This window comes from Pseudovibrio sp. M1P-2-3, assembly GCF_031501865.1.
Taxonomy (GTDB): domain Bacteria; phylum Pseudomonadota; class Alphaproteobacteria; order Rhizobiales; family Stappiaceae; genus Pseudovibrio; species Pseudovibrio corallicola.
This window is the reverse complement of sequence record NZ_JARRCW010000001.1, coordinates 3,173,082-3,190,653: the sequence shown is the minus strand read 5'-3', so window position 1 is coordinate 3,190,653 and position 17,572 is coordinate 3,173,082. Positions and strand designations below refer to the sequence as shown.

The window sequence follows — 17,572 nt, the reverse complement described above, 5'->3', positions numbered from 1 at the left end:
AACTTGGTTGAGATCTTCGTAAAAGGTATACTTAAAACTGGCTGGTGAGAGAGTATGGGTACTTGAGGAAATACACTCAAATATCAGGTTCCTCCTATCACTGACTGGAATAAATGGGGTGCGGTGCCGCAACAGGTGTTAACGTCTCAGCGTAGTTTCGCAGCGACACTTCAAATACAATAGGTAGGGGCTAGCGTGTGTTCATGAAACACCACACCGTTTCAACTCAGAACCAGATTTCTTAATTCAAGATCTAACCGGACGTTGCCATGTAATCCGCCTCTTTTGCCTTGCGGGTGGTCCACCAGCCTTTTGTGGGGGCGGTGAAGGCGACGCGTTCGCAGTGGGGGCAGTTGACGGGGTAGTGCTCCTTGCCGCCGGGGAATCGGGCGCCGCGCTCACTGATGACAAACTTCTCTGTACAGGTGGGGCAAGTTTCAATGTTCATTGTAAAATCAATCCTTTAGAGCAGTGAGTGTCCATCAGTACATAAGACTACTTCAAGATTTGCGCACTTGCATCCAATGGGAAATGGGGGAGGGGACGGCAGAGCCCGCTGCTTTGCCCACCGCCCTAGCGCTTTTCCCGCTTCCTCAAAGAGGAGCTATTGTAAAATAGGGCTGTGCTTTACTGGTGTCGGCAGGGGAGCTGTATCTACTCTAGGAAAATTGAGGCTGTGCGCTTATGGTTCTGGCTTGCCTTAAAGAATCAACGGGTTAATCCTTTGCGCAAGAAATACTATGTCTATGCCCTCGTGTTTTGGCCAATTCCAATTTTGCTGCTGGAAATTCTTATTTTAATCTGGGCGGAAAGCAGAGGCTGTACCATTTGGGCGCGGGGGCCGGAGCCCTGCATCGTTCTTGGCCGTGATATTGGAGAGCATCTCTACCCCCTTTGGTCTGTGGGGTATCAGGCCATGTTCGGCATCGGCTGGGTGATTGATGCCTTGCTTATCTGGGGACTGGTGAAGCTGGTTTTCTGGGTGAGACGGCGCTGGGGGTAGAGCATCCTTACAGCCAGTTTTTGCGGATGGTAAAGCCTTGTTTTTCCTCCATGACAGCCAGAAGGTTGCGAATGAACACTTCTTGCTTGCGTGTGAAGGGCCCTCCTGTGGGGGTAACCGCATAAAGGGACTTGGTGATACTGTCATAGTCCGGCAGCACCTCGACCAACGCGCCGTCCTCCAGCTTTTCATGGGCTAGGTAATAGGGCATGCGTGTGAAGCCGACAGCTTCCTGAACAGCGCTCATGACCACTTCAGGGTGGTTTGAGGTGAAGCCCACGGTGATGTTCGCCTGTAAGGTTTCGCCATCCTTTACAAGGGGAAGGGAGCGGTCTGCCCGGTCCTGCCCGTATTCCACATAGCTCAGGTTTTCGAGATGCTCGGGCTTGGTTGGGTGCCCCATTTTTTCCAGATATTGAGACGCGGCCACGAGGATTGTTTTACCATAGGCGATCCGCTTGGCGGTGCCCTCCGTGTCTCCCAAACTTCCCGCGCGAAGAGCCAGATCTATGTTTTCGCTCACCACATCCACCAGCCGGTCTTCCAGCCCCAAATGGATTTTCAGCTCTGGATGCTCGGCCTGCGTTTTGAAGCTGGCACGGCTGGCAATATCACGGCCAATAACCACCGGAGCTGACACCGTGAGTTGTCCGGCCAATGTGCCATCCATAAGTGCCAGTTCCTCGCGCATTCGCCGCGATTGTTCCAGCATGATCCGCGCATGGGAATAGGTAAGGCGGCCCGCTGGGGTGGGAACAATGCCGGTGGTGCTGCGGTAAAACAGGTCTTTGCCAATATGGGCTTCCAGAGATTGCAGCTGTTTGCTCACCGCTGGCTGGCTGGTGCCCCGCTTGCGTGCGGCTCCGCTCAACGAGCCTTCATCAACGGCGGTTGCAAAGCTTTCTAACAGCGAGAGGAGGTTCATAGTTTGCTCAACATGTGCCCATAACATTTCGTTATATCGAAGATAATCACGGGGCGGGTATCGCGCAAGGGTATTTCAACTATTACTGGTGGAGATAATTTTAAGTTGGAGCTGCACTATGGATTTTTCACGTCGTTCATTTTTGTCAAAGTCTGGGATCATAGGCAGCGCACTTGTCGCAGCCCCGTTTGCCTCCGTGCAGGCGGTGCAGGCTGCGCAAGGCAAAGTAGCCGCTTCCGCGCACTTTACAGTATTTCAGGTGGGCAAGTTCAAGCTGGTTGCCCTTCTGGATGGGCAATTGCAGCTGCCTTCCAACATTGTGACAGGTTATGACGAGAAAAAAGCACAGGCTGCCCACAGTGCAATCTATCGCCCTTACACTCAAAATCAGCTGACAGGCACTGTAAACGGCTACCTGATTGATGATGGCAATAAAGTTTATCTGGTGGATACAGGAGCCGCCGATCTCTTAGGGCCGAGCCTTGGCGCATTCCCCATTAGTTTGAAGGCCGCAGGATATAAAGCCGAGGATGTGGATGCGGTGATCATAACGCATCTGCATGGGGACCATATTGGCGGCCTTACCGATGCAGCTGGAAAGGCAGCCTTTCCAAATGCGGAATTGATCTATCATGAGGCAGAGGCAAATTTCTGGCTGAGCGAGAGCATGCGCAGCAATGCACCGAAGGAAATACAGGTTTACTTCGATCTGGCGAAGGCAAAAACAAGTGCCTATGGCTCCCGTCAGACGCTTGTGCAAGGAAATAACGAAATCGCTTCTGGCATCTCTACGGTCTTCCTTCCAGGGCATACACCCGGACACATGGGCATTCGGCTTGAATCGGAGGGGCAAACGGTCCTGATCTGGGGCGATATCATCCATATGGCAGCGGTTCAATTCGCCCATCCAGAGTGGACAATTTCATTCGATACAGATCAGGAACTGGCCGCAAGCTCACGCAAGAAAATTCTGGACCAAGTGGCGACGGATGAAATCCCCGTTATTGGCATGCATCATGACTTCCCCGGCTTTGGCCGCGTCCTGCGCAAAGGATCATCCTATGAATACCTGCAGGTGAGTTCGGTTGCAGGGTAAACTGAAAAATAGTTTGGACGTCTCTGGATTCCGGCTTTGAGCCGGAATCCATCTTACTCTTGTTTCCCTCTGGCCCCCTTCAAAAGCTTTTGAAACGAGGGGCATTCTAGGTGGGAAGGAGCGGGGCAGTCGGCCACGTGGTAGAGAGCGTCCTGCAAGGCGGTGAGCCGTTTGATCTGGTCGCCCAGATCATCAGCCCTAACGCGAATGTCCGCGCGGGGCAGCTCCAGCTCGCCTTTTTCATTGAACATTCCGGCAATTTCCTGAAGCGAAAAACCGGCGGACTTGCCAAGCGTGATGAGTGAGAGCACGGTAAGCACCTGTGGTTCATATTGCCGCCTCAGCCCGTGCCGTGTGGCCGAGTAGATCAGCCCCACCTCTTCATAGTAACGCAGCGCCGAAGGGGCTACGCCGGAGCGGCGGGAAACTTCCCCAATATCCAGAAATTGCATCTTGACCTCAAGTTAACTTGAAGTCGTAGACTGCGCCTACCGATTCTAGTTTGCAAGGATATTTGTGAATGACACCCCAAGAAAAACCCGTCTGGCAAGAGGGGAAGGCCATTGCGCTGCTTCTCGCTGCCAGCCTGACGGTGATGGCCAACGCCACCATCAGCCCCGCGCTTCCCGGTCTTGCCCAAATGTTTGCGGATGATAAAAACGCCCAGTATCTCACTCGCCTGCTGGTGGCAGCGCCCTCGCTCAGCGTTATCTTCGTCGCCCCGCTGGCGGGAAGCATAGCGGATCACTACGGGCGGCGGCCCGTTCTTTTGTGCGGGGTGCTCTTGTTTGCCATTGCGGGCAGCGCGGGGCTGTTCCTGCCGGATCTGAACTGGATTTTTGCCAGCAGATTGCTTTTGGGTGTTGCTGTTGGCATGATCATGAGTGCGCAAACGGCGCTTGTGGGGGATTATTATACAGGTGCCAAACGTAGCTCTCTCATGGGCCTGCAAATCTCCGCCCGCAATTTCGGCGGGTTCGTCTATATCAGCCTTGCTGGCTGGCTGGCCCTATCCTCGCCGCGCTTTCCCTTTGCCGTTTATGCTCTGGCCCTCCTGTTCCTGCCGTTCATTTGGCGGGTTTTAACCGAACCTGTGAAACATAAAGCAGGTCAGCCGCAGGGTGATCCGCAGTTTTACGTGGGCCATAAAGCATGGGTGCCCCTGTTTGTTGCCTTGTGTGTGTTGCAAATGCTCACCAACATGTCGTTTTTCGTCATGCCCACCCAGCTGCCGTTTTTCTTTGAGAGTCTGGGAGTGGAAAGCGCTGGTATGACAGGCATGGCGCTGGGCACCTTGATGATCTGCGGGGGAACCTCGGCCCTGCTTTACAGCTCGTTCCGTGCAAAGCTGGGGCTGGCGGGCGTCTATGCGCTGGGCTACGGGCTTATGGCGCTGGGCCTCGTCACCGTTGCGTCTCCCTTGCCCTATAGCCCCTTTATTGCGGCGGCCTTGGTTGGGGCGGGCTATGCACTTGTCATGCCCAGCTTCACGGCCCTTGCCCTGCAGCTTTCGCCTTCCACACGGCGCGGCATCGTGGGCGGCTGGCTCACCACCTCCGTGTTCTTCGGCCAGTTCATCTCCCCGTTCCTCACCATGCCGCTCATCGCATCTCTTGGTTTTGGCGGCGCGTTTACAGTGATTGCAGGCGGTCTGGCAATCCTTGCCATAGGGGCCTTTGCGGTGCGCGTCTTTAATGCACTATCTGAGAGAAAAGCGGGAACGGCCTCCGCTTAAAGTAGTGAGACGTTTTATTGAAACAGCCCGCTGCTTTAACCTATTGTTTGGACATGTATCTTTAACCGAAATCCGGTATCCACTTTTCGTCGATACACTCTAAGCTGGAATGAGCGCTATAGCTTCAAATAGGGTCAGCCTGACGTTTCATTGATGTTGGGTTGCCCCTTTTTGAAGACAGGTGGATGAGATCATAAATTTGCCGGATGAAGGGTGGTCTTTGGCATGAAGTCCACCCTTCGCCTTACATGATCCCAAGTAAGCCCGTCATTTAAATCTACACTGGTTAATGCCCGGAAACTGTCCGTCTAGTTTTTTAGAAAGAAACGCGGCGACGCCTATGGGAGCGCCAACGACTATCTCGGTACCTGTAGACTTGACGCTGTTTACCGAACAGAGTTTATCATGGTACGATTTATCGCAGCATGTGCCGTCAGTGTTGCTGTCGCCTGGTGAACACAGCCAGGGACCAGCCATCTGAAAGCCCTCGGAAGGGCTGGGAACCACCGGACATGAGCAGATGATCTCATTTTCCTGAAGCTGGCCGAGACCTGGGAAGCTTTGCTCCTGTGTACTGAGAAAACACAGGCCGCCATCGCACTGCGCGGAATAGCCCGCGGGCTCTTCATCACTGTTCAGGCAGGTATAGGTCGCCATTGGTGGACCCAGTTTTTCAATGGCGGGATTATATTCAGTCTCCATTTGCCGTGGTGTGGCATAGGTGCTCACCGTGAAGCCATTGTTTACTCCAGTCTTCAAAAGGTCGCATACATCCTTCTTCTCTCCGCCCTCTTCATAGTGGTAGGGTAGGGAAATACTTTGTTTTTTCATTATATCGCATTTGCAATAGGCAACATTATCGAGGGTCCAACAGGTGGCAGTTGCACAAAGCGCAAAGATGTTGCCTTCTTCTCTCGATACCGGACATTCCTTGAATATCCTTTTTCCCACACCTGTCTCCGCCTGCACATGCTCACTGGAAAACAGGGTGAACGTCAGTAGCAAGAAAGCCGCTACCAATCGTCGGACTGGTGTCAAAAAAGGCATGTGTTAACTCCCTGAGGCTAACCCCCAGTCATTGTTCAGGTCACCAGATGTATGGTTGATCTAAAATATGCCGAAGGCTTGCAGATTCATCGCCTGCGCCTGTCCGCCACAATAGGAAGTCTCCGCTTCCATGTTTGTTTCACCTGACGCCGGAGTGCTGGCCGCAGGCATGAGTGTGGTGGTTGCATGCGACCTGTGTGGTAAAGTTGTAGACCAGATAAATGAACGGCTGGATAAAATCAGGCCGCAAATTCGCACTGAAAAAGCAACGAGGCATGCTTGCCCATAGCCCGTGTTTCTCTTTGGCCTTCACCGAGCTTGTTCCCAAAGAGGGGGGCAATACAATCATTCCGCTTATTTAATGCTTACATATGCCATGACTACATTAAATTCATGACAGGCATGCGTAAGTGCAAATTTTTTTGTCGTTTTAAATCAATGACCTACTTTTATACAATCGCATGGGAAGAAGAAAATTATAAAATGAATGTTGAAATAAATATAACAAACGTTACATTGTCGTTATCGAAAAACGACAGGAAGCCCCATCATGAAAATCGTCCAAGTAAAAAGAGAAATCACCATTGAGCGCCCGATTGCGGAAGTTTGGAAAGTCGTGGCCATAGATTTTGACAGCGCCTATGAGTGGATGACGCTGATCCCTCATTCCTTCGCCAAAGAAGGGGAAGCAGTTGGCAATGCCGCCGTTGAAGGGCGTGTGTGCGTGCTGACGAAAAAAGGGCCGACCGGTCTTGTTGCAGATGAAACCATCACCCGCTTTGACGATCAGAACTATGAGCTGGATGTGTCTGTTGAAACCAAAAATACTCCTCCAGGTTTCCCGGTCAAAAAAAGTATCTCCAAGTTCCGCCTGCATTCTCTAGCCAATGGCCGTACCAAGGTGGCCTTCACCGCGGACTTGGAAGTGAACGCCATTGGCGGTGTCCTGAGTCCTGTGGTGAAAAAGATGACAGGCTCGCAGTTTGGGCAAATGTTGAAAGACCTTAAAGATCATATGGAAAATGGTGGCCACCTTGCCAAAGGTGCAGCAGCCTAGTAAATTGTAGGACATAGTTTTCTGGCCTTCCGATGCCTTCTGTTTGCTCCCCCCGAAACAAACAGGAGGCATTGTGATTCAGCGCCTGCCATTAACCTCCATGTGTCTTCAATGGTGGTCTGGATAAAAATAGGATGGCGAAAAGCCAATAAAGGAGTCGGTGCGCTAAAATGAAAACCAATGCCAAGGAGCGTCTTTTAAAAGCCGGAACAGTCCTTTTTGCACAAAACGGCTACGGAAGTACGTCAATCCGGGCTATCTGCGAGGAGGCAGGGGTGGGGATCAATATGGTCCACCATTACTTTGGCAACAAGGAAGGGTTGCACAAAGCCATTTTAGAGAGCTTTTCCTCCAAAGTTCTGGTGCTCCCGTTAAAAGTGATTGATGCCGACCCTGAGACACAGGAGGAAGTGAAGATCAGGCTGAAAATGTTCGTGGACGAGGTTCTGGACGGAATCATCGAGTTTGCCGATATCTTCAGAATTTTTATGGTTGAAAGACAAGGCATCCCAGCGGTGGCCACCTATGAAGAGGGGCTGGTTACTTTCTTGGAAAAATGCCGTGCCAAGGGATTTATTCGCGAAGGGCTGGACCTTCCCATGGTCACCGGCTTTATACTGGATCGCCTGGCCGCACAGGTTTACTACTCAGATATCATCAAGGGGAACACAGGGGTCAACGTGATCGAGAATAAAGACTACCGGGACCGGTGGGTGAATGCCAATCTGGACCTGATGCTGCATGGTATGCTCTCTTAAAGCGCGGAGCGCGGAGCGCGAATGTAAATACACGCGGCGCGCTCTAAAACCCGTTATCCTTAAGGGGCCTCTATAGCGTTAGCGATCGCAGTTGCCAGCCCTTCGGGGTTTTCCCATGCCATTGAGTGTCCAGCTTTGGAAACCACCGCAACTTCAACTCCGTTGTTTGGCAGTTCTTCAAAATCTTCGTCAGGCAGGGTGTCACTGCCGAAAATGTAAGTTTTTGGGATATCAAGTGAATATAAAATCTCTCGCCAACTCGGGCGACTTCCGTTGATCAAGGAAACAGATTCACGATAAATGGCTTGTGGAAGGCTTGCGCCCATACTCATTGCCCAGCAGATATCTGAATTGTTAGCGGCTGCCTTGTTGTTTGATACGAGATCTTTGTGCCCAAAGCTCCCATAATCGTCTTCTGTCATAGCCGCGACCTGTTTGCTGAACATTCCGCCGCCATTGTCCAAATTCGGTTCAGATAAGACTATACCTTTAACAGCTGGCTTCATAAGGTTTGCCAGCTCCAGAGCAATAGCCCCGCCCATGCTGTGGGCATAGAGATAGAACTCATCTAGTCCCAAGGCCCCTAGGAATTCCTCTAGGTATTTTGCGTGTGCACTTATTTCATAGCTAAACGCCTGTGGCTTGTCGCTGAACCCTGAACCGATGAGATCGATCAATATGCGTCTATGGTTGTTCAGCCCACCCAAGCTCGCCACTGCGGGGTAATCAAATGAAGAAGCGCAGCCTAATCCATGAATGAAGACGATTGGAGTCCCGTCTCCCGCAAGGTCATGATAGCAAAGGCGTGCCTCGATCTCTTCAATATAATAGTGTTTCATAGTCAATCCATTTGTTAAAAGCGGTAAACGAATACCTACTTTTCAAAGATACATTTAAAGTTCCTGTGTTCGGGTCTCTTCTGCGTGGCGCAGTGCTGCAGCCAGTGTTTCTGCAGGCTGGGCGCCAGACAGGGCAAAACGCTGGTCGATAACGAAAAACGGCACGCCGCTCACTCCCATCTGGTGTGCGCTTGCAATCTGTTCTTCAATCACCTGCCGGTCCTCCTCACCCATGAGGCGTTGTAGGGTGCGTGTCGGATCCATGCCGCAACTCCCTGCGATTTCTGCCAGTGTTTCTGGAAGGGTCAAATCACGGCCATGGGTAAAGTATGCAGCAAACAGTGCTTCGGCCAAGGCGTTCTGTTTGCCGTCCTCTTTTGCCCAGTGGAGCAGACGATGACTATCCAGCGTATTGGGGGATTTTTGAATGGCGTCAAACTCGAAGGCGATGCCTTCCTCCGCGCCGCTCTGGCGAATGGGCGCATAGGCTGTTCTTGCATTTTCCGGGCCGCCGAATTTGTCCTCCAGATACTGCTGGCGATCTTTTCCGGTTTTTGGCAGGGTCGCGTCCAGCTGATAAGGAAGCCAGCTCACTTCGACTTTCATGTCCGGCAGGCTCTCAAGGGCAGTTTCCAGCCGCCGCTTGCCAATGTAGCACCACGGGCACATGACATCGGATACAATTTCAATGGTAAGTGGTGGGGTCGCTGGCATGGGCTCTGATCGCTTTTCTGGCTCATCTTCTTTGGCCCTAACACATGGGGTGCGTGTGCGCTTCTGTCAATTGCACGGGGGAGAGCCCCCTTGCACAGGCTTGTCTTTAACTACAGGTGCTTGGTAGAAATCCATCGACCACCGCATGGCAGTGGGCTAAGCTGCTTGGATTGTTAGTTTCTTCGATTCCACGCCCGCACGGGCTCGTTTGTTGTCTTTGAGGTTTTGAGTGCCCAGCCTTCCGCTGCCGTTTTTCACTGCTCTGTTGCTTGGCGTTGTCTTGCTTCGCCTTAATATGGGTGGAGGTAAAAAAGTGCCTCTGTTGCTAGGGGTGACCATTGGGTTCTATGCTTTGCAGTCGGTGCTGTTGGGGCTGAGGTGGGGCGGATTTCCGCTGCCACCTGTTATGCTTGGCATGTTCGCAGTGTGCATTCCAACGCTCACCCTCTTGTGCCTGAAAGATCTTACGGGAAATCTCTCCACGCGGTTTATGGCCAACGCCCTGCAACTCACCCTTTTTGCGGCTCTTTGTCAGCTGGCCAGCTTTAAGGGTGCGCTTTTGTGGCTGGGAGATGGGTTGGGCATTCTGGCTTATCTGGGTATCGGTGTTTACCTGTGGCAGCGGGCGCAGTCCTCCCGTATGGAATGGGCTGAAAAATTGCCGTTTGGCCGTGCTGTGCCGTGCCGCCAAGCCCACTTTGTTGCAGCTGGTTCATTGATCGCCTCCGGTTTGGTGGATGTTCTGGTGGCTTTGGAGTTGGCCTATAATAGCGGAGCAAGAGCCGGACAAATTGTAGGTGCTGCGAACCTGCTGTTTTTGTTTGGCGCTCTGGCTCTTTACCTTTTCCTCTCCTATGACACGGGGAAAGAGGAGCCTCAGATTTTGGCAGGCAGCGAGGCTGTAAGTGACGATGAAAAGGTACAGCGTGCAGCTCTCGTCGCAGCATTTGACCGGCTTATGGTGGAAGAGGAAATGTATCGTCAGGAGACGCTTTCTCTCTCCGTTATGGCAAAACACCTCAAGGTTCCGGCCCGCCAGCTCTCCGAGGCCATCAATGCAGAACGCGCCATGAGTGTACCCCAGTATGTGAACCGTTACCGAATTGAAGATGCTTGCCAGCGTCTTGGCAATTCCTCGGCAACGATTACACAGATCATGTATGATGTGGGCTTCACCACCAAATCCAACTTCAACCGAGAGTTTACCCGTGTCACCGGCATGAGTCCGTCTGCATGGCGCAAGCATGTGGGTGAGAACGGCCCGCGAGTCTTTGAAGAGGTCGCGGGCAACAGGCTGCTGGAGCGCGAGGCGTGAATGCAGATGAGCGAGACGCGTTTTAGGGAACCCGCACGCGGGAGATTAGCTTCTCCACGTTCAAAATGAGATCATCATTCAAGATAGGCCCCAAAAACTCCAGATTAATCACCGCTGCCTCTCCTTCAAGAGAAAAACGGTCAGCCTGTCCTGTGAATTCAAGAGCGGTTTTATGCGAGGAAATATTGAGCGCTTGAAATGTGCCACGAATGTCCGCCGCAAGGGCCTCCAGATCGATCTGCAGGCCCAGATGCTCTGGTAGATGCAAATTGGCCGTTGGCGTGCACAGGCCCCAAAGAGACCAGTCCCGCTTTTTGAAAGTGAGCGTCAAGGTGTCCTCATGACGAGTGTAATTTGCTAATAGCTTACACCCAAACTCATCACTCGTTTCCAATTTGATTTGCTGGCTTTCCTCTTCATTCATTGCAAACGTCCTTACCTCCATCGCCATATTTGTGCCATTCAGTACTACTTCCTGCACTCCGTCCACGGGTATAACCTGCGTCTGCGCGCTCCCCCAATGGAAGGGAAAGGAGAGAAGAATAACAAAGCAAATTCCAAAACCGGCGATCCAGATATTTCTTTTAGTAAACATGTCCATTGCCTCTCTTTATAACAACAGACCTGTTTTCACCGGTTCCAAGTTACCTTGCGACCTCCAGCATGAAACAGGAGGTCCTCTTTCAGGAAAAACGTGTTTTGGGAGGGAAAAACGGATACAGCCCGTCTTCTGCCATGCGATAATCACGCTCTTGAAGCGATAGCTGGACTGAAACGAATTTGACATTTCATCGGTAGCTACAATTGCGAATAGGATCAGTGCTTTTCTTGGCAGCTATAATGTAAGGACGGGCAGATTCCTGCTGGCTAGATTTTGGAGGGTACTTTGTCCACCTTCGTCGATTTCAGCCACGGAGCAGAGGTCAACACAAAGACGGCTTTGCTTTTTAGTGCTCTCTATTGGTTAGAACTACCCCAGTAACTGTGGGACCTAAATAATTCTCCTATAATTGAGGGAGGTAGATTACTGTTGCAAACTCAGCCATAAAACCAAAAGAGAACACGGAAAAATTCGCTTTTGAGCCATGCATTTGTGTGGAACTTGAAATTTTGTTTGATGAGGTGTGTTTGTAGCCAACTAAATCTTAAGATGCAGAGGCTGTGCCCCCTTAACGCCTCAAGGTGTTACCAGCTTCATAGCTGCGCAACATTTGAAGTTGTATGTGAAAGACCTGCCAGGACGTTCTGATCACTGGGCGGCAAAAGTCGGTGCGGGTTGGATGAATTGCAATGCTCTGAGCCTCTGAGGGCTCAAATTATAAGTCATTTTTAATACCTACAATTATGAGAAGTAATAGTTTGAGGGATTATGCATTTCATTTTTATCGACCATGAGTCACTGCCTAAAGACAGCTATTTTTTTGGATATGCCTTCACAGATAGCAAGTTTATTGCCTCTCCAAGCCCAACAAAAGAGGAGGTAAGTTCTGGCTTGGATGGAACTTACGTCTCTGCGGCTGTTTCTGCGGAGGGTTTGCGGATAGGGGTGGATTTTACAGGGGGGCAACGCCTTTTCCTTTACCGGAATGAGGGCTATTGGGCACTCAGCAATAGTTTGTTTTTGCTGATTGAAAAGCTTGCGGAAAAAGGGCATCCGTTAACGTTTAAACCGGAGATAGCGTTAAGCTGGCTAGGATACGGGCCATTTGTCGAGCATATGAACTCTTATGAGACACTCATTCGTGAAATTGAACTCATCCCCACTTATAAAGAGGTATTAATTAAGGACAAAAGCCTCACGGTAGTTAATCGAAACCCAGCTGTTACCTATGAAGAAACAAGTTATGAAGATGCTCTGAAACGCTATCTAATGACTTGGTGTTCACGTACTCAAACAATTTTGGAGCAGTTTGAACGGGTAAATGTTGATCTTAGTGCCGGGATGGATAGCCGTACCGTTTTCGCGTTTGTCGTATATGTTCTAGGAAAACGCCCCGATCTAGCGGATAAGGTTAGAATATATAGCAGTAGTAATGTGCGGTATGAAGACGAGCTTCCTATAGCAAAAGAAATTGCTGAACAGCTCGGCCTAAAGGTTGAAAGCGTTCCCTATCAACTTAGCCGACCCCAGTCCTTGGAAATGGATTTTCAAAACTGGAAGTATAATAGGCTTGGGCAATATGTTCTGGCAGCACAGATTCCACGAACGGGTTACCCAAATCTTAGTGCAAGGTTATCCGGTGTCGGCGGTGCAGACTACCGAGATTTCTACGGGAAATTTCATGCCAGCTTCGAAGATTTGCTACTTTCGAAATCTCGCTTTTTCAAAAACGTGCAAGGGCCTTTCAACAGCTTTGCGAAGTTCAAACAGTCTGTTGAGAGCAGTGTCAATATTGCACGCGACTTTCCAATGTTTAAGCTAAATGATATGCAAATTCACTTTAGAGAGTTTCGCTCCAGATTTCATGGTGGATGCTCTGCATCTGAAAGATTCAAATTCCTCCCTCTTACTGGGGGCCATATGGACCGGCTTGCTCTTGTAGCAGGACAAGAACGTTTAGATAGTTTGCAAGTATTCCACGACGTTCAACACAACTTAGTACCTGAACTTCTTAAACACCCCTACGATTTGCCATTTAAAACGCCAACAGCTTATACGTTAAGTAATCTGGCGAAAGTCGATATTGGTGAGCTGAGTAGCATTGAGGCTTGTATAAAAATGGAGGCCCAAAGCACACATCCTCTCAAGAGATATACCTCCAAAAAGATGTTTATACACCTGCGCGATGTCGTTCAGGGGCATTCAATGGACCTTCCAAAGTACATGGATGACACGTCGCGAATAGCACTTAAAAAACTAGAGAAAGCCATTGAAGCCAAACGCCTACCCTCTGGGACGGATATGCAGAAGATTCATGCGGTTGTCCTTTTCGGGGAATTGAGCAGACTTGGCGTTGATATTTCTATTCGCATGAAGTTTTGGGAGGAAATTCTTAGGAAGTGGTGGAAGCCGAAGGCCGTAGAGAACATATAATAGACAGCTTTATCCTACGTTTTGACCACCGTTCTCAGAATAATTCAGCTACCGAGGTGAAACATATTTAAATCAAAGCGGGCCACTAAAAGTTCCAGACAGCTGAACGAGCGTATACTTGCTCAAGCTGTCCGGTAGTTCAGAGCACGTCGCATTCACGCCTCGCACTCTAACCTTTATATTTTAAGCGAGTTCTTATCGTTTGAGTGAACCCATCAAACGGAATATGCTTTAAAAATTACTCTTCCGCCAACATCTCCAGTTCCAGCCATTCTTCTTCCAACGCCTCCAGCTCTTCGTGGGCTTCGCCAACCGCGGCGGTGGTTTTCTGGAATTTGTCGGGGTTGGCGGTGAATAGGTTTGGGTCCGTCAAGAGCTTTTGCAGTCTGGCGATTTTGTCCTGAAGGGCTTCCATTTCACCGGGCAGGGATTTCAGGCGGTGTTGCTGGGTGAAAGAGAGGGTACTCTTCTTCTGTGCCGCCTTCTCCGCCTGAGGCTTTTCGGCTTTTTCTTTTTTAGGCTTTTCGGACTTGCTGGATTTACGCGCTTCAACGCCGGAACCGCGTTGGTTCACCATGTCGGAATAGCCGCCTGCGTATTCCTGCCACTTGCCGCCGCCTTCCATGGTGATGACGGAGGTGCAGATACGGTCTAGGAAGTCACGGTCATGGCTCACCAGAAGAACAGTGCCTTTATAATCGGCAATCAGCTCTTGCAGCAGGTCCAGTGTTTCAAGGTCCAGATCGTTGGTGGGTTCATCGAGCACCATGAGATTGGATTCGCTTGCCAAGGCGCGGGCCAGCAGCAAGCGGCCCCGCTCTCCGCCAGAAAGCACGCGCACAGGGGTACGGGCCTGCTCGGGGGAAAACAGGAAGTCCTTCATGTAGCTCATCACGTGCTTGCTCTGGTCGCCCAGAATAACCATGTCGCCATCACCGCCGGTCATAGCCATCTTTAGCGTGTCGTCAGGGTTCAGCTTTTCTCGCTTCTGGTCCAGCGTGATCATTTGCAGGTTGGCACCAAGACGGATACTGCCCTCATCGGGCTCCAGCTCACCTATGAGCATTTTGAGAAGGGTGGTTTTGCCTGCCCCATTCGGCCCCACAAAGCCCACACGATCGCCCCTCTGAATGCGGGCGGAGAAGTCCTTTACCACTGGGCGCTCGCCGTAAACCTTGGCGATTTTCTTGGCCTCGCTCACCAGCTTTCCCGAAACGTCTCCCTCAGTCACCGCCATTTTCACCCCGCCCTGTGGGCCGCGGTGGTCTTTCTTCTTCTGGCGCAGATCGGCAAGTTCGCGCACGCGGCGCATGTTGCGCTTGCGCCGTGCTGTGACCCCGTAGGTCATCCAGTGCTCTTCCTGCTTGATTTTCAGGTCAAGCCGCGCCTGATCCTTCTCTTCTTCTTCAAAGATCTTGTCACGCCACTGTTCGAACTGGCCAAAGCCCTGTTCCATTCGCCGCGAGATGCCCCGATCAATCCAGACAGTGGCGCGGGAGAGGTTTTCCATAAAGCGCCGGTCATGTGATATGAGAACGATGGCGGACTTCATCTGCCGCAGTTCGCTTTCCAGCCATTCAATAATGGGCAGGTCCAGATGGTTGGTGGGCTCGTCCAGCAGCAGCACATCGGGTTCGGGGGCGAGAGCTCGAGCAATAGCTGCACGCTTGGCTTCGCCGCCTGAAAGGGTCGAGGGGTCTTCTTCACCGCTCAGACCCAGAATTTCCAGCAAATACTGGGCGCGGTAATGGTCATCGCCGGGCGCAAGGCCACCCTCGGCGTAGGCAAGGGTCGTCTCATAACCGGAAAGGTCCGGCTCCTGCGGCAGATAGCGGATGGTGCAGCCGGGCTGGACAAATCGCTCGCCCTTGTCTGCCTCTATCATGCCAGCGGCAATCTTCATCAAGGTGGACTTGCCCGAGCCGTTGCGCCCCACCAGACAAATCCGCTCGCCTGCGCCCACTTGTAACTCGGCGCCCTCTAAAAGGGGTGTTGCCCCAAAACGGGTGTGAATGTCACGTACATGCAAAAGAGGGGGAGGGGCCATTCGGTTTTACTGTCCTTGAAATCTGGGTCCACGTTGCCGCGAGGGCTTTTTATTCCTCTAGCACATTCGGACCTGCGAAAAAGCACTTTGTCGCATTTTGGGCAGAGCAAATTGGGGAGCGTTTTCACTCAAAACGGGCAGTCTGCCATATCTTGCACTAGGTGGAATCACGGGGGCGGTGTGGATAAAGTTTTTCGGAAATTGCCCAAAACGGAATGTTGAGATTACTTTTGGTAGATTATTCAGTAAAATTCAATCTAAGCGGAATGCATAAGTGAAAAAAATTAGCAAAACTCTTGCCAATATGGCGGAACAATGGAATGTTGCGCCATCCTACCAAAAAATAATATTCGGGTAGAACTCTTTATTGAGTAGAGGGGAGATCTATATGATCAAAACACTTCGTATGTCTGCTATTGCAGGCGCTCTTATTGCTGCAACTTCGCTCACAGCTGCTGCTGAAGTTGTCTACCACCGTGGTAACAGCGGTGATCCAGAGACTCTGGATCAGCACAAAACATCTACCACAAGTGAAGCTCACATCCTGCGCGACCTTTATGAAGGTCTGGTAGCATATAGCGCAGATGGTCAAATTATCCCAGGTGTTGCGACCAGCTGGACAGTTTCCCAGGACGGTCTCACCTACACATTCAAACTGCGCGAAGATGCAAAGTGGTCCAACGGCGACAAAGTTGTTGCTGGTGACTTCGTATACTCTTTGCGCCGCATCATGACACCGGCAACCGGCGCGAAATACGCGACTGTTCTGGCTGCAATCTCCAACTCCAACGACATTCTTGCAGGGGACAAGAAGCCTGAGGAGCTGGGTGTTAAAGCAATTGATGATGCAACACTCGAAATCACTCTCGAAGCGCCAACACCTTACTTCATTGGCCTGCTTTCACACCAGACCGGTCTTCCTGTGCACCCTGCAACAGTTGAAAAGTACGGTTCTGACTTCGTGAAGTCTGAAAACTTCGTTTCCAACGGTGCTTTCACTTTGAAAGAATTTGTTCCTAACGATGCAATCACCGCCGTTAAGAACGAAATGTTCCACGATGCCGAAAACGTTAAAATCGACACCGTGAAATACTACCCGACTGAAGACAAAGGCGCTGCCCTTCGTCGTTTCCAGGCTGGCGAACTGCACTCAAACGATGATGCTCCAATGGAGCAGGTGGATTACATGCGTGAGAACCTGGGCGACCAGTTCCGCGTGGCACCTTGGATCGGGACTTACTACTACGCCATCAACCACGAGTCAGAAGGCATGAAGGATCCTGACGTCCGTCAGGCGCTTTCCATGTCTATTGACCGTGAATTCCTTGCGGACGAAATCTGGGGCGGCACAATGGTTGCGGCTTACTCCTTCGTTCCTCCGGGAATCGCCAACTACGGCGAGCCTGCATATGCCGAGTGGAAGGACATGGATCTTCTCGACCGCGAAGAAAAAGCGCTCGAAATCCTGAAAGCCAAAGGCTACAGCGAATCCAACCCGCTGAAAGTTGAGCTGCGCTACAACACCTCTGAAAACCACAAGAACACAGCAGTTGCTATTGCTGATATGTGGAAGCCTCTGGGTGTAGAAGTATCCTTGATCAACGCTGACCTGAAGACACACTACGCACACCTGCGTGACCGTGGTGACTTCGATGTTGCACGTGCTGGCTGGGTTGCTGACTACTCTGACCCTCAGAACTTCCTGTTCCTGAACGAGAGTGACAACGACGGGTTCAACTACGCTCGCTACAACAATGCAGAGTACGATGCTCTCATGGATGAAGCTGCTGCGACTTTGGACCTTGAAAAGCGTGCAGACATTTTGAAACAGGCTGAAGTTATCTTCATGCGTGATCTGCCAAGCTTGCCGCTCCTGTACTACGGTTCACAGAACCTGGTGTCCAGCAAGGTAAGTGGATATGAGGACAACCTCCTCAACGTACATCCAAGTCGCTTTATCTCTATCGCTGAGTAAGGCTGACTGACTACGAAAAAGCCGACC

Annotated in this window: 17 protein-coding genes; 9 read left to right on the top strand and 8 right to left on the bottom strand. The window is 51.1% G+C overall.

The window, feature by feature from the left end:
* Positions 1 to 253 precede the first annotated feature (253 nt).
* Positions 254 to 448, bottom strand: coding sequence for a hypothetical protein (locus tag P6574_RS13820; RefSeq protein WP_310620854.1), 195 nt, complete (start codon positions 446 to 448; stop codon positions 254 to 256).
* Between the two features lie 174 nt (positions 449 to 622).
* Between P6574_RS13820 and P6574_RS13815 the strand changes: the two genes are divergently transcribed.
* Positions 623 to 1,003, top strand: a complete 381-nt coding sequence (locus P6574_RS13815) for a hypothetical protein (protein ID WP_310620853.1) — start codon at positions 623 to 625, stop codon at positions 1,001 to 1,003.
* Between the two features lie 7 nt (positions 1,004 to 1,010).
* On the opposite strand, the gene P6574_RS13810 is transcribed toward P6574_RS13815, so the two are convergent.
* Entirely contained in the window at positions 1,011 to 1,955 is a 945-nt protein-coding gene (locus P6574_RS13810) for a LysR family transcriptional regulator (RefSeq protein WP_310620852.1), read from the bottom strand.
* Positions 1,956 to 2,046: 91 nt separating this feature from the next.
* Between P6574_RS13810 and P6574_RS13805 the strand changes: the two genes are divergently transcribed.
* Positions 2,047 to 3,024 (top strand): MBL fold metallo-hydrolase, encoded by a 978-nt coding sequence (locus P6574_RS13805; protein ID WP_310620851.1) that lies wholly within the window; start codon positions 2,047 to 2,049, stop codon positions 3,022 to 3,024.
* Positions 3,025 to 3,077: 53 nt separating this feature from the next.
* On the opposite strand, the gene P6574_RS13800 is transcribed toward P6574_RS13805, so the two are convergent.
* The gene (locus tag P6574_RS13800) at positions 3,078 to 3,476 is read right to left on the bottom strand and encodes a helix-turn-helix domain-containing protein (RefSeq protein ID WP_310620850.1); all 399 of its coding nucleotides are present in this window, start codon (positions 3,474 to 3,476) and stop codon (positions 3,078 to 3,080) included.
* Between the two features lie 68 nt (positions 3,477 to 3,544).
* On the opposite strand from P6574_RS13800, the gene P6574_RS13795 reads away from it, so the two are divergent.
* A complete protein-coding gene (locus tag P6574_RS13795; RefSeq protein ID WP_310620849.1) occupies positions 3,545 to 4,759 on the top strand; it encodes an MFS transporter in 1,215 nt (404 codons plus the stop codon).
* 267 nt (positions 4,760 to 5,026) lie between these two features.
* Here the strand turns inward: P6574_RS13795 and P6574_RS13790 are convergent, their stop codons facing one another.
* Positions 5,027 to 5,806: a hypothetical protein gene (locus P6574_RS13790; RefSeq protein WP_310620848.1), complete on the bottom strand. Its 780-nt coding sequence runs from the start codon at positions 5,804 to 5,806 to the stop codon at positions 5,027 to 5,029.
* A gap of 130 nt (positions 5,807 to 5,936) precedes the next feature.
* Between P6574_RS13790 and P6574_RS13785 the strand changes: the two genes are divergently transcribed.
* The 3 genes from P6574_RS13785 (at position 5,937) to P6574_RS13775 (ending at position 7,621) form a co-directional block, all read left to right on the top strand.
* Positions 5,937 to 6,095: a hypothetical protein gene (locus P6574_RS13785; RefSeq protein WP_310620847.1), complete on the top strand. Its 159-nt coding sequence runs from the start codon at positions 5,937 to 5,939 to the stop codon at positions 6,093 to 6,095.
* 261 nt (positions 6,096 to 6,356) lie between these two features.
* Positions 6,357 to 6,863, top strand: a complete 507-nt coding sequence (locus P6574_RS13780) for an SRPBCC family protein (protein ID WP_310620846.1) — start codon at positions 6,357 to 6,359, stop codon at positions 6,861 to 6,863.
* Positions 6,864 to 7,033: 170 nt separating this feature from the next.
* Positions 7,034 to 7,621, top strand: a complete 588-nt coding sequence (locus P6574_RS13775) for a TetR/AcrR family transcriptional regulator (protein ID WP_310620845.1) — start codon at positions 7,034 to 7,036, stop codon at positions 7,619 to 7,621.
* Positions 7,622 to 7,680: 59 nt separating this feature from the next.
* On the opposite strand, the gene P6574_RS13770 is transcribed toward P6574_RS13775, so the two are convergent.
* Entirely contained in the window at positions 7,681 to 8,460 is a 780-nt protein-coding gene (locus tag P6574_RS13770; RefSeq protein WP_310620844.1) for an alpha/beta fold hydrolase, read from the bottom strand.
* Positions 8,461 to 8,514: 54 nt separating this feature from the next.
* Entirely contained in the window at positions 8,515 to 9,174 is a 660-nt protein-coding gene (locus tag P6574_RS13765) for a DsbA family oxidoreductase (protein ID WP_310620843.1), read from the bottom strand.
* Between the two features lie 229 nt (positions 9,175 to 9,403).
* On the opposite strand from P6574_RS13765, the gene P6574_RS13760 reads away from it, so the two are divergent.
* Positions 9,404 to 10,489, top strand: a complete 1,086-nt coding sequence (locus P6574_RS13760) for a helix-turn-helix domain-containing protein (protein WP_310620842.1) — start codon at positions 9,404 to 9,406, stop codon at positions 10,487 to 10,489.
* 22 nt (positions 10,490 to 10,511) lie between these two features.
* On the opposite strand, the gene P6574_RS13755 is transcribed toward P6574_RS13760, so the two are convergent.
* Entirely contained in the window at positions 10,512 to 11,084 is a 573-nt protein-coding gene (locus P6574_RS13755) for a hypothetical protein (protein WP_310620841.1), read from the bottom strand.
* 1,026 nt (positions 11,085 to 12,110) lie between these two features.
* Here P6574_RS13755 and P6574_RS13750 point away from each other — a divergent pair.
* Complete coding sequence (locus P6574_RS13750) at positions 12,111 to 13,523, top strand: hypothetical protein (RefSeq protein ID WP_310620840.1); 1,413 nt, start codon at positions 12,111 to 12,113, stop codon at positions 13,521 to 13,523.
* 238 nt (positions 13,524 to 13,761) lie between these two features.
* Here the strand turns inward: P6574_RS13750 and P6574_RS13745 are convergent, their stop codons facing one another.
* A complete protein-coding gene (locus tag P6574_RS13745; protein ID WP_310620839.1) occupies positions 13,762 to 15,570 on the bottom strand; it encodes an ABC-F family ATP-binding cassette domain-containing protein in 1,809 nt (602 codons plus the stop codon).
* A gap of 388 nt (positions 15,571 to 15,958) precedes the next feature.
* Here P6574_RS13745 and P6574_RS13740 point away from each other — a divergent pair, with 388 nt between their 5' ends.
* Positions 15,959 to 17,545 carry a peptide ABC transporter substrate-binding protein gene (locus P6574_RS13740; RefSeq protein ID WP_310620838.1) on the top strand — a complete coding sequence of 529 codons (1,587 nt, stop codon included), beginning with the start codon at positions 15,959 to 15,961 and terminating at the stop codon, positions 17,543 to 17,545.
* Positions 17,546 to 17,572 lie beyond the last annotated feature (27 nt).

Excerpts from the sequence above, each read along its gene's own strand:
- P6574_RS13785 (WP_310620847.1), top strand. The coding sequence starts at position 5,937 with ATGTTTGTTTCACCTGACGCCGGAGTGCTGGCCGCAGGCATGAGTGTG.
- P6574_RS13745 (WP_310620839.1), bottom strand. The coding sequence starts at position 15,570 with ATGGCCCCTCCCCCTCTTTTGCATGTACGTGACATTCACACCCGTTTT.
- P6574_RS13780 (WP_310620846.1), top strand. The coding sequence starts at position 6,357 with ATGAAAATCGTCCAAGTAAAAAGAGAAATCACCATTGAGCGCCCGATT.
- P6574_RS13810 (WP_310620852.1), bottom strand. The coding sequence starts at position 1,955 with ATGTTATGGGCACATGTTGAGCAAACTATGAACCTCCTCTCGCTGTTA.
- P6574_RS13775 (WP_310620845.1), top strand. The coding sequence starts at position 7,034 with ATGAAAACCAATGCCAAGGAGCGTCTTTTAAAAGCCGGAACAGTCCTT.
- P6574_RS13820 (WP_310620854.1), bottom strand. The coding sequence starts at position 448 with ATGAACATTGAAACTTGCCCCACCTGTACAGAGAAGTTTGTCATCAGT.
- P6574_RS13795 (WP_310620849.1), top strand. The coding sequence starts at position 3,545 with ATGACACCCCAAGAAAAACCCGTCTGGCAAGAGGGGAAGGCCATTGCG.
- P6574_RS13770 (WP_310620844.1), bottom strand. The coding sequence starts at position 8,460 with ATGAAACACTATTATATTGAAGAGATCGAGGCACGCCTTTGCTATCAT.
- P6574_RS13800 (WP_310620850.1), bottom strand. The coding sequence starts at position 3,476 with ATGCAATTTCTGGATATTGGGGAAGTTTCCCGCCGCTCCGGCGTAGCC.
- P6574_RS13740 (WP_310620838.1), top strand. The coding sequence starts at position 15,959 with ATGATCAAAACACTTCGTATGTCTGCTATTGCAGGCGCTCTTATTGCT.
- P6574_RS13790 (WP_310620848.1), bottom strand. The coding sequence starts at position 5,806 with ATGCCTTTTTTGACACCAGTCCGACGATTGGTAGCGGCTTTCTTGCTA.
- P6574_RS13765 (WP_310620843.1), bottom strand. The coding sequence starts at position 9,174 with ATGCCAGCGACCCCACCACTTACCATTGAAATTGTATCCGATGTCATG.
- P6574_RS13805 (WP_310620851.1), top strand. The coding sequence starts at position 2,047 with ATGGATTTTTCACGTCGTTCATTTTTGTCAAAGTCTGGGATCATAGGC.
- P6574_RS13755 (WP_310620841.1), bottom strand. The coding sequence starts at position 11,084 with ATGTTTACTAAAAGAAATATCTGGATCGCCGGTTTTGGAATTTGCTTT.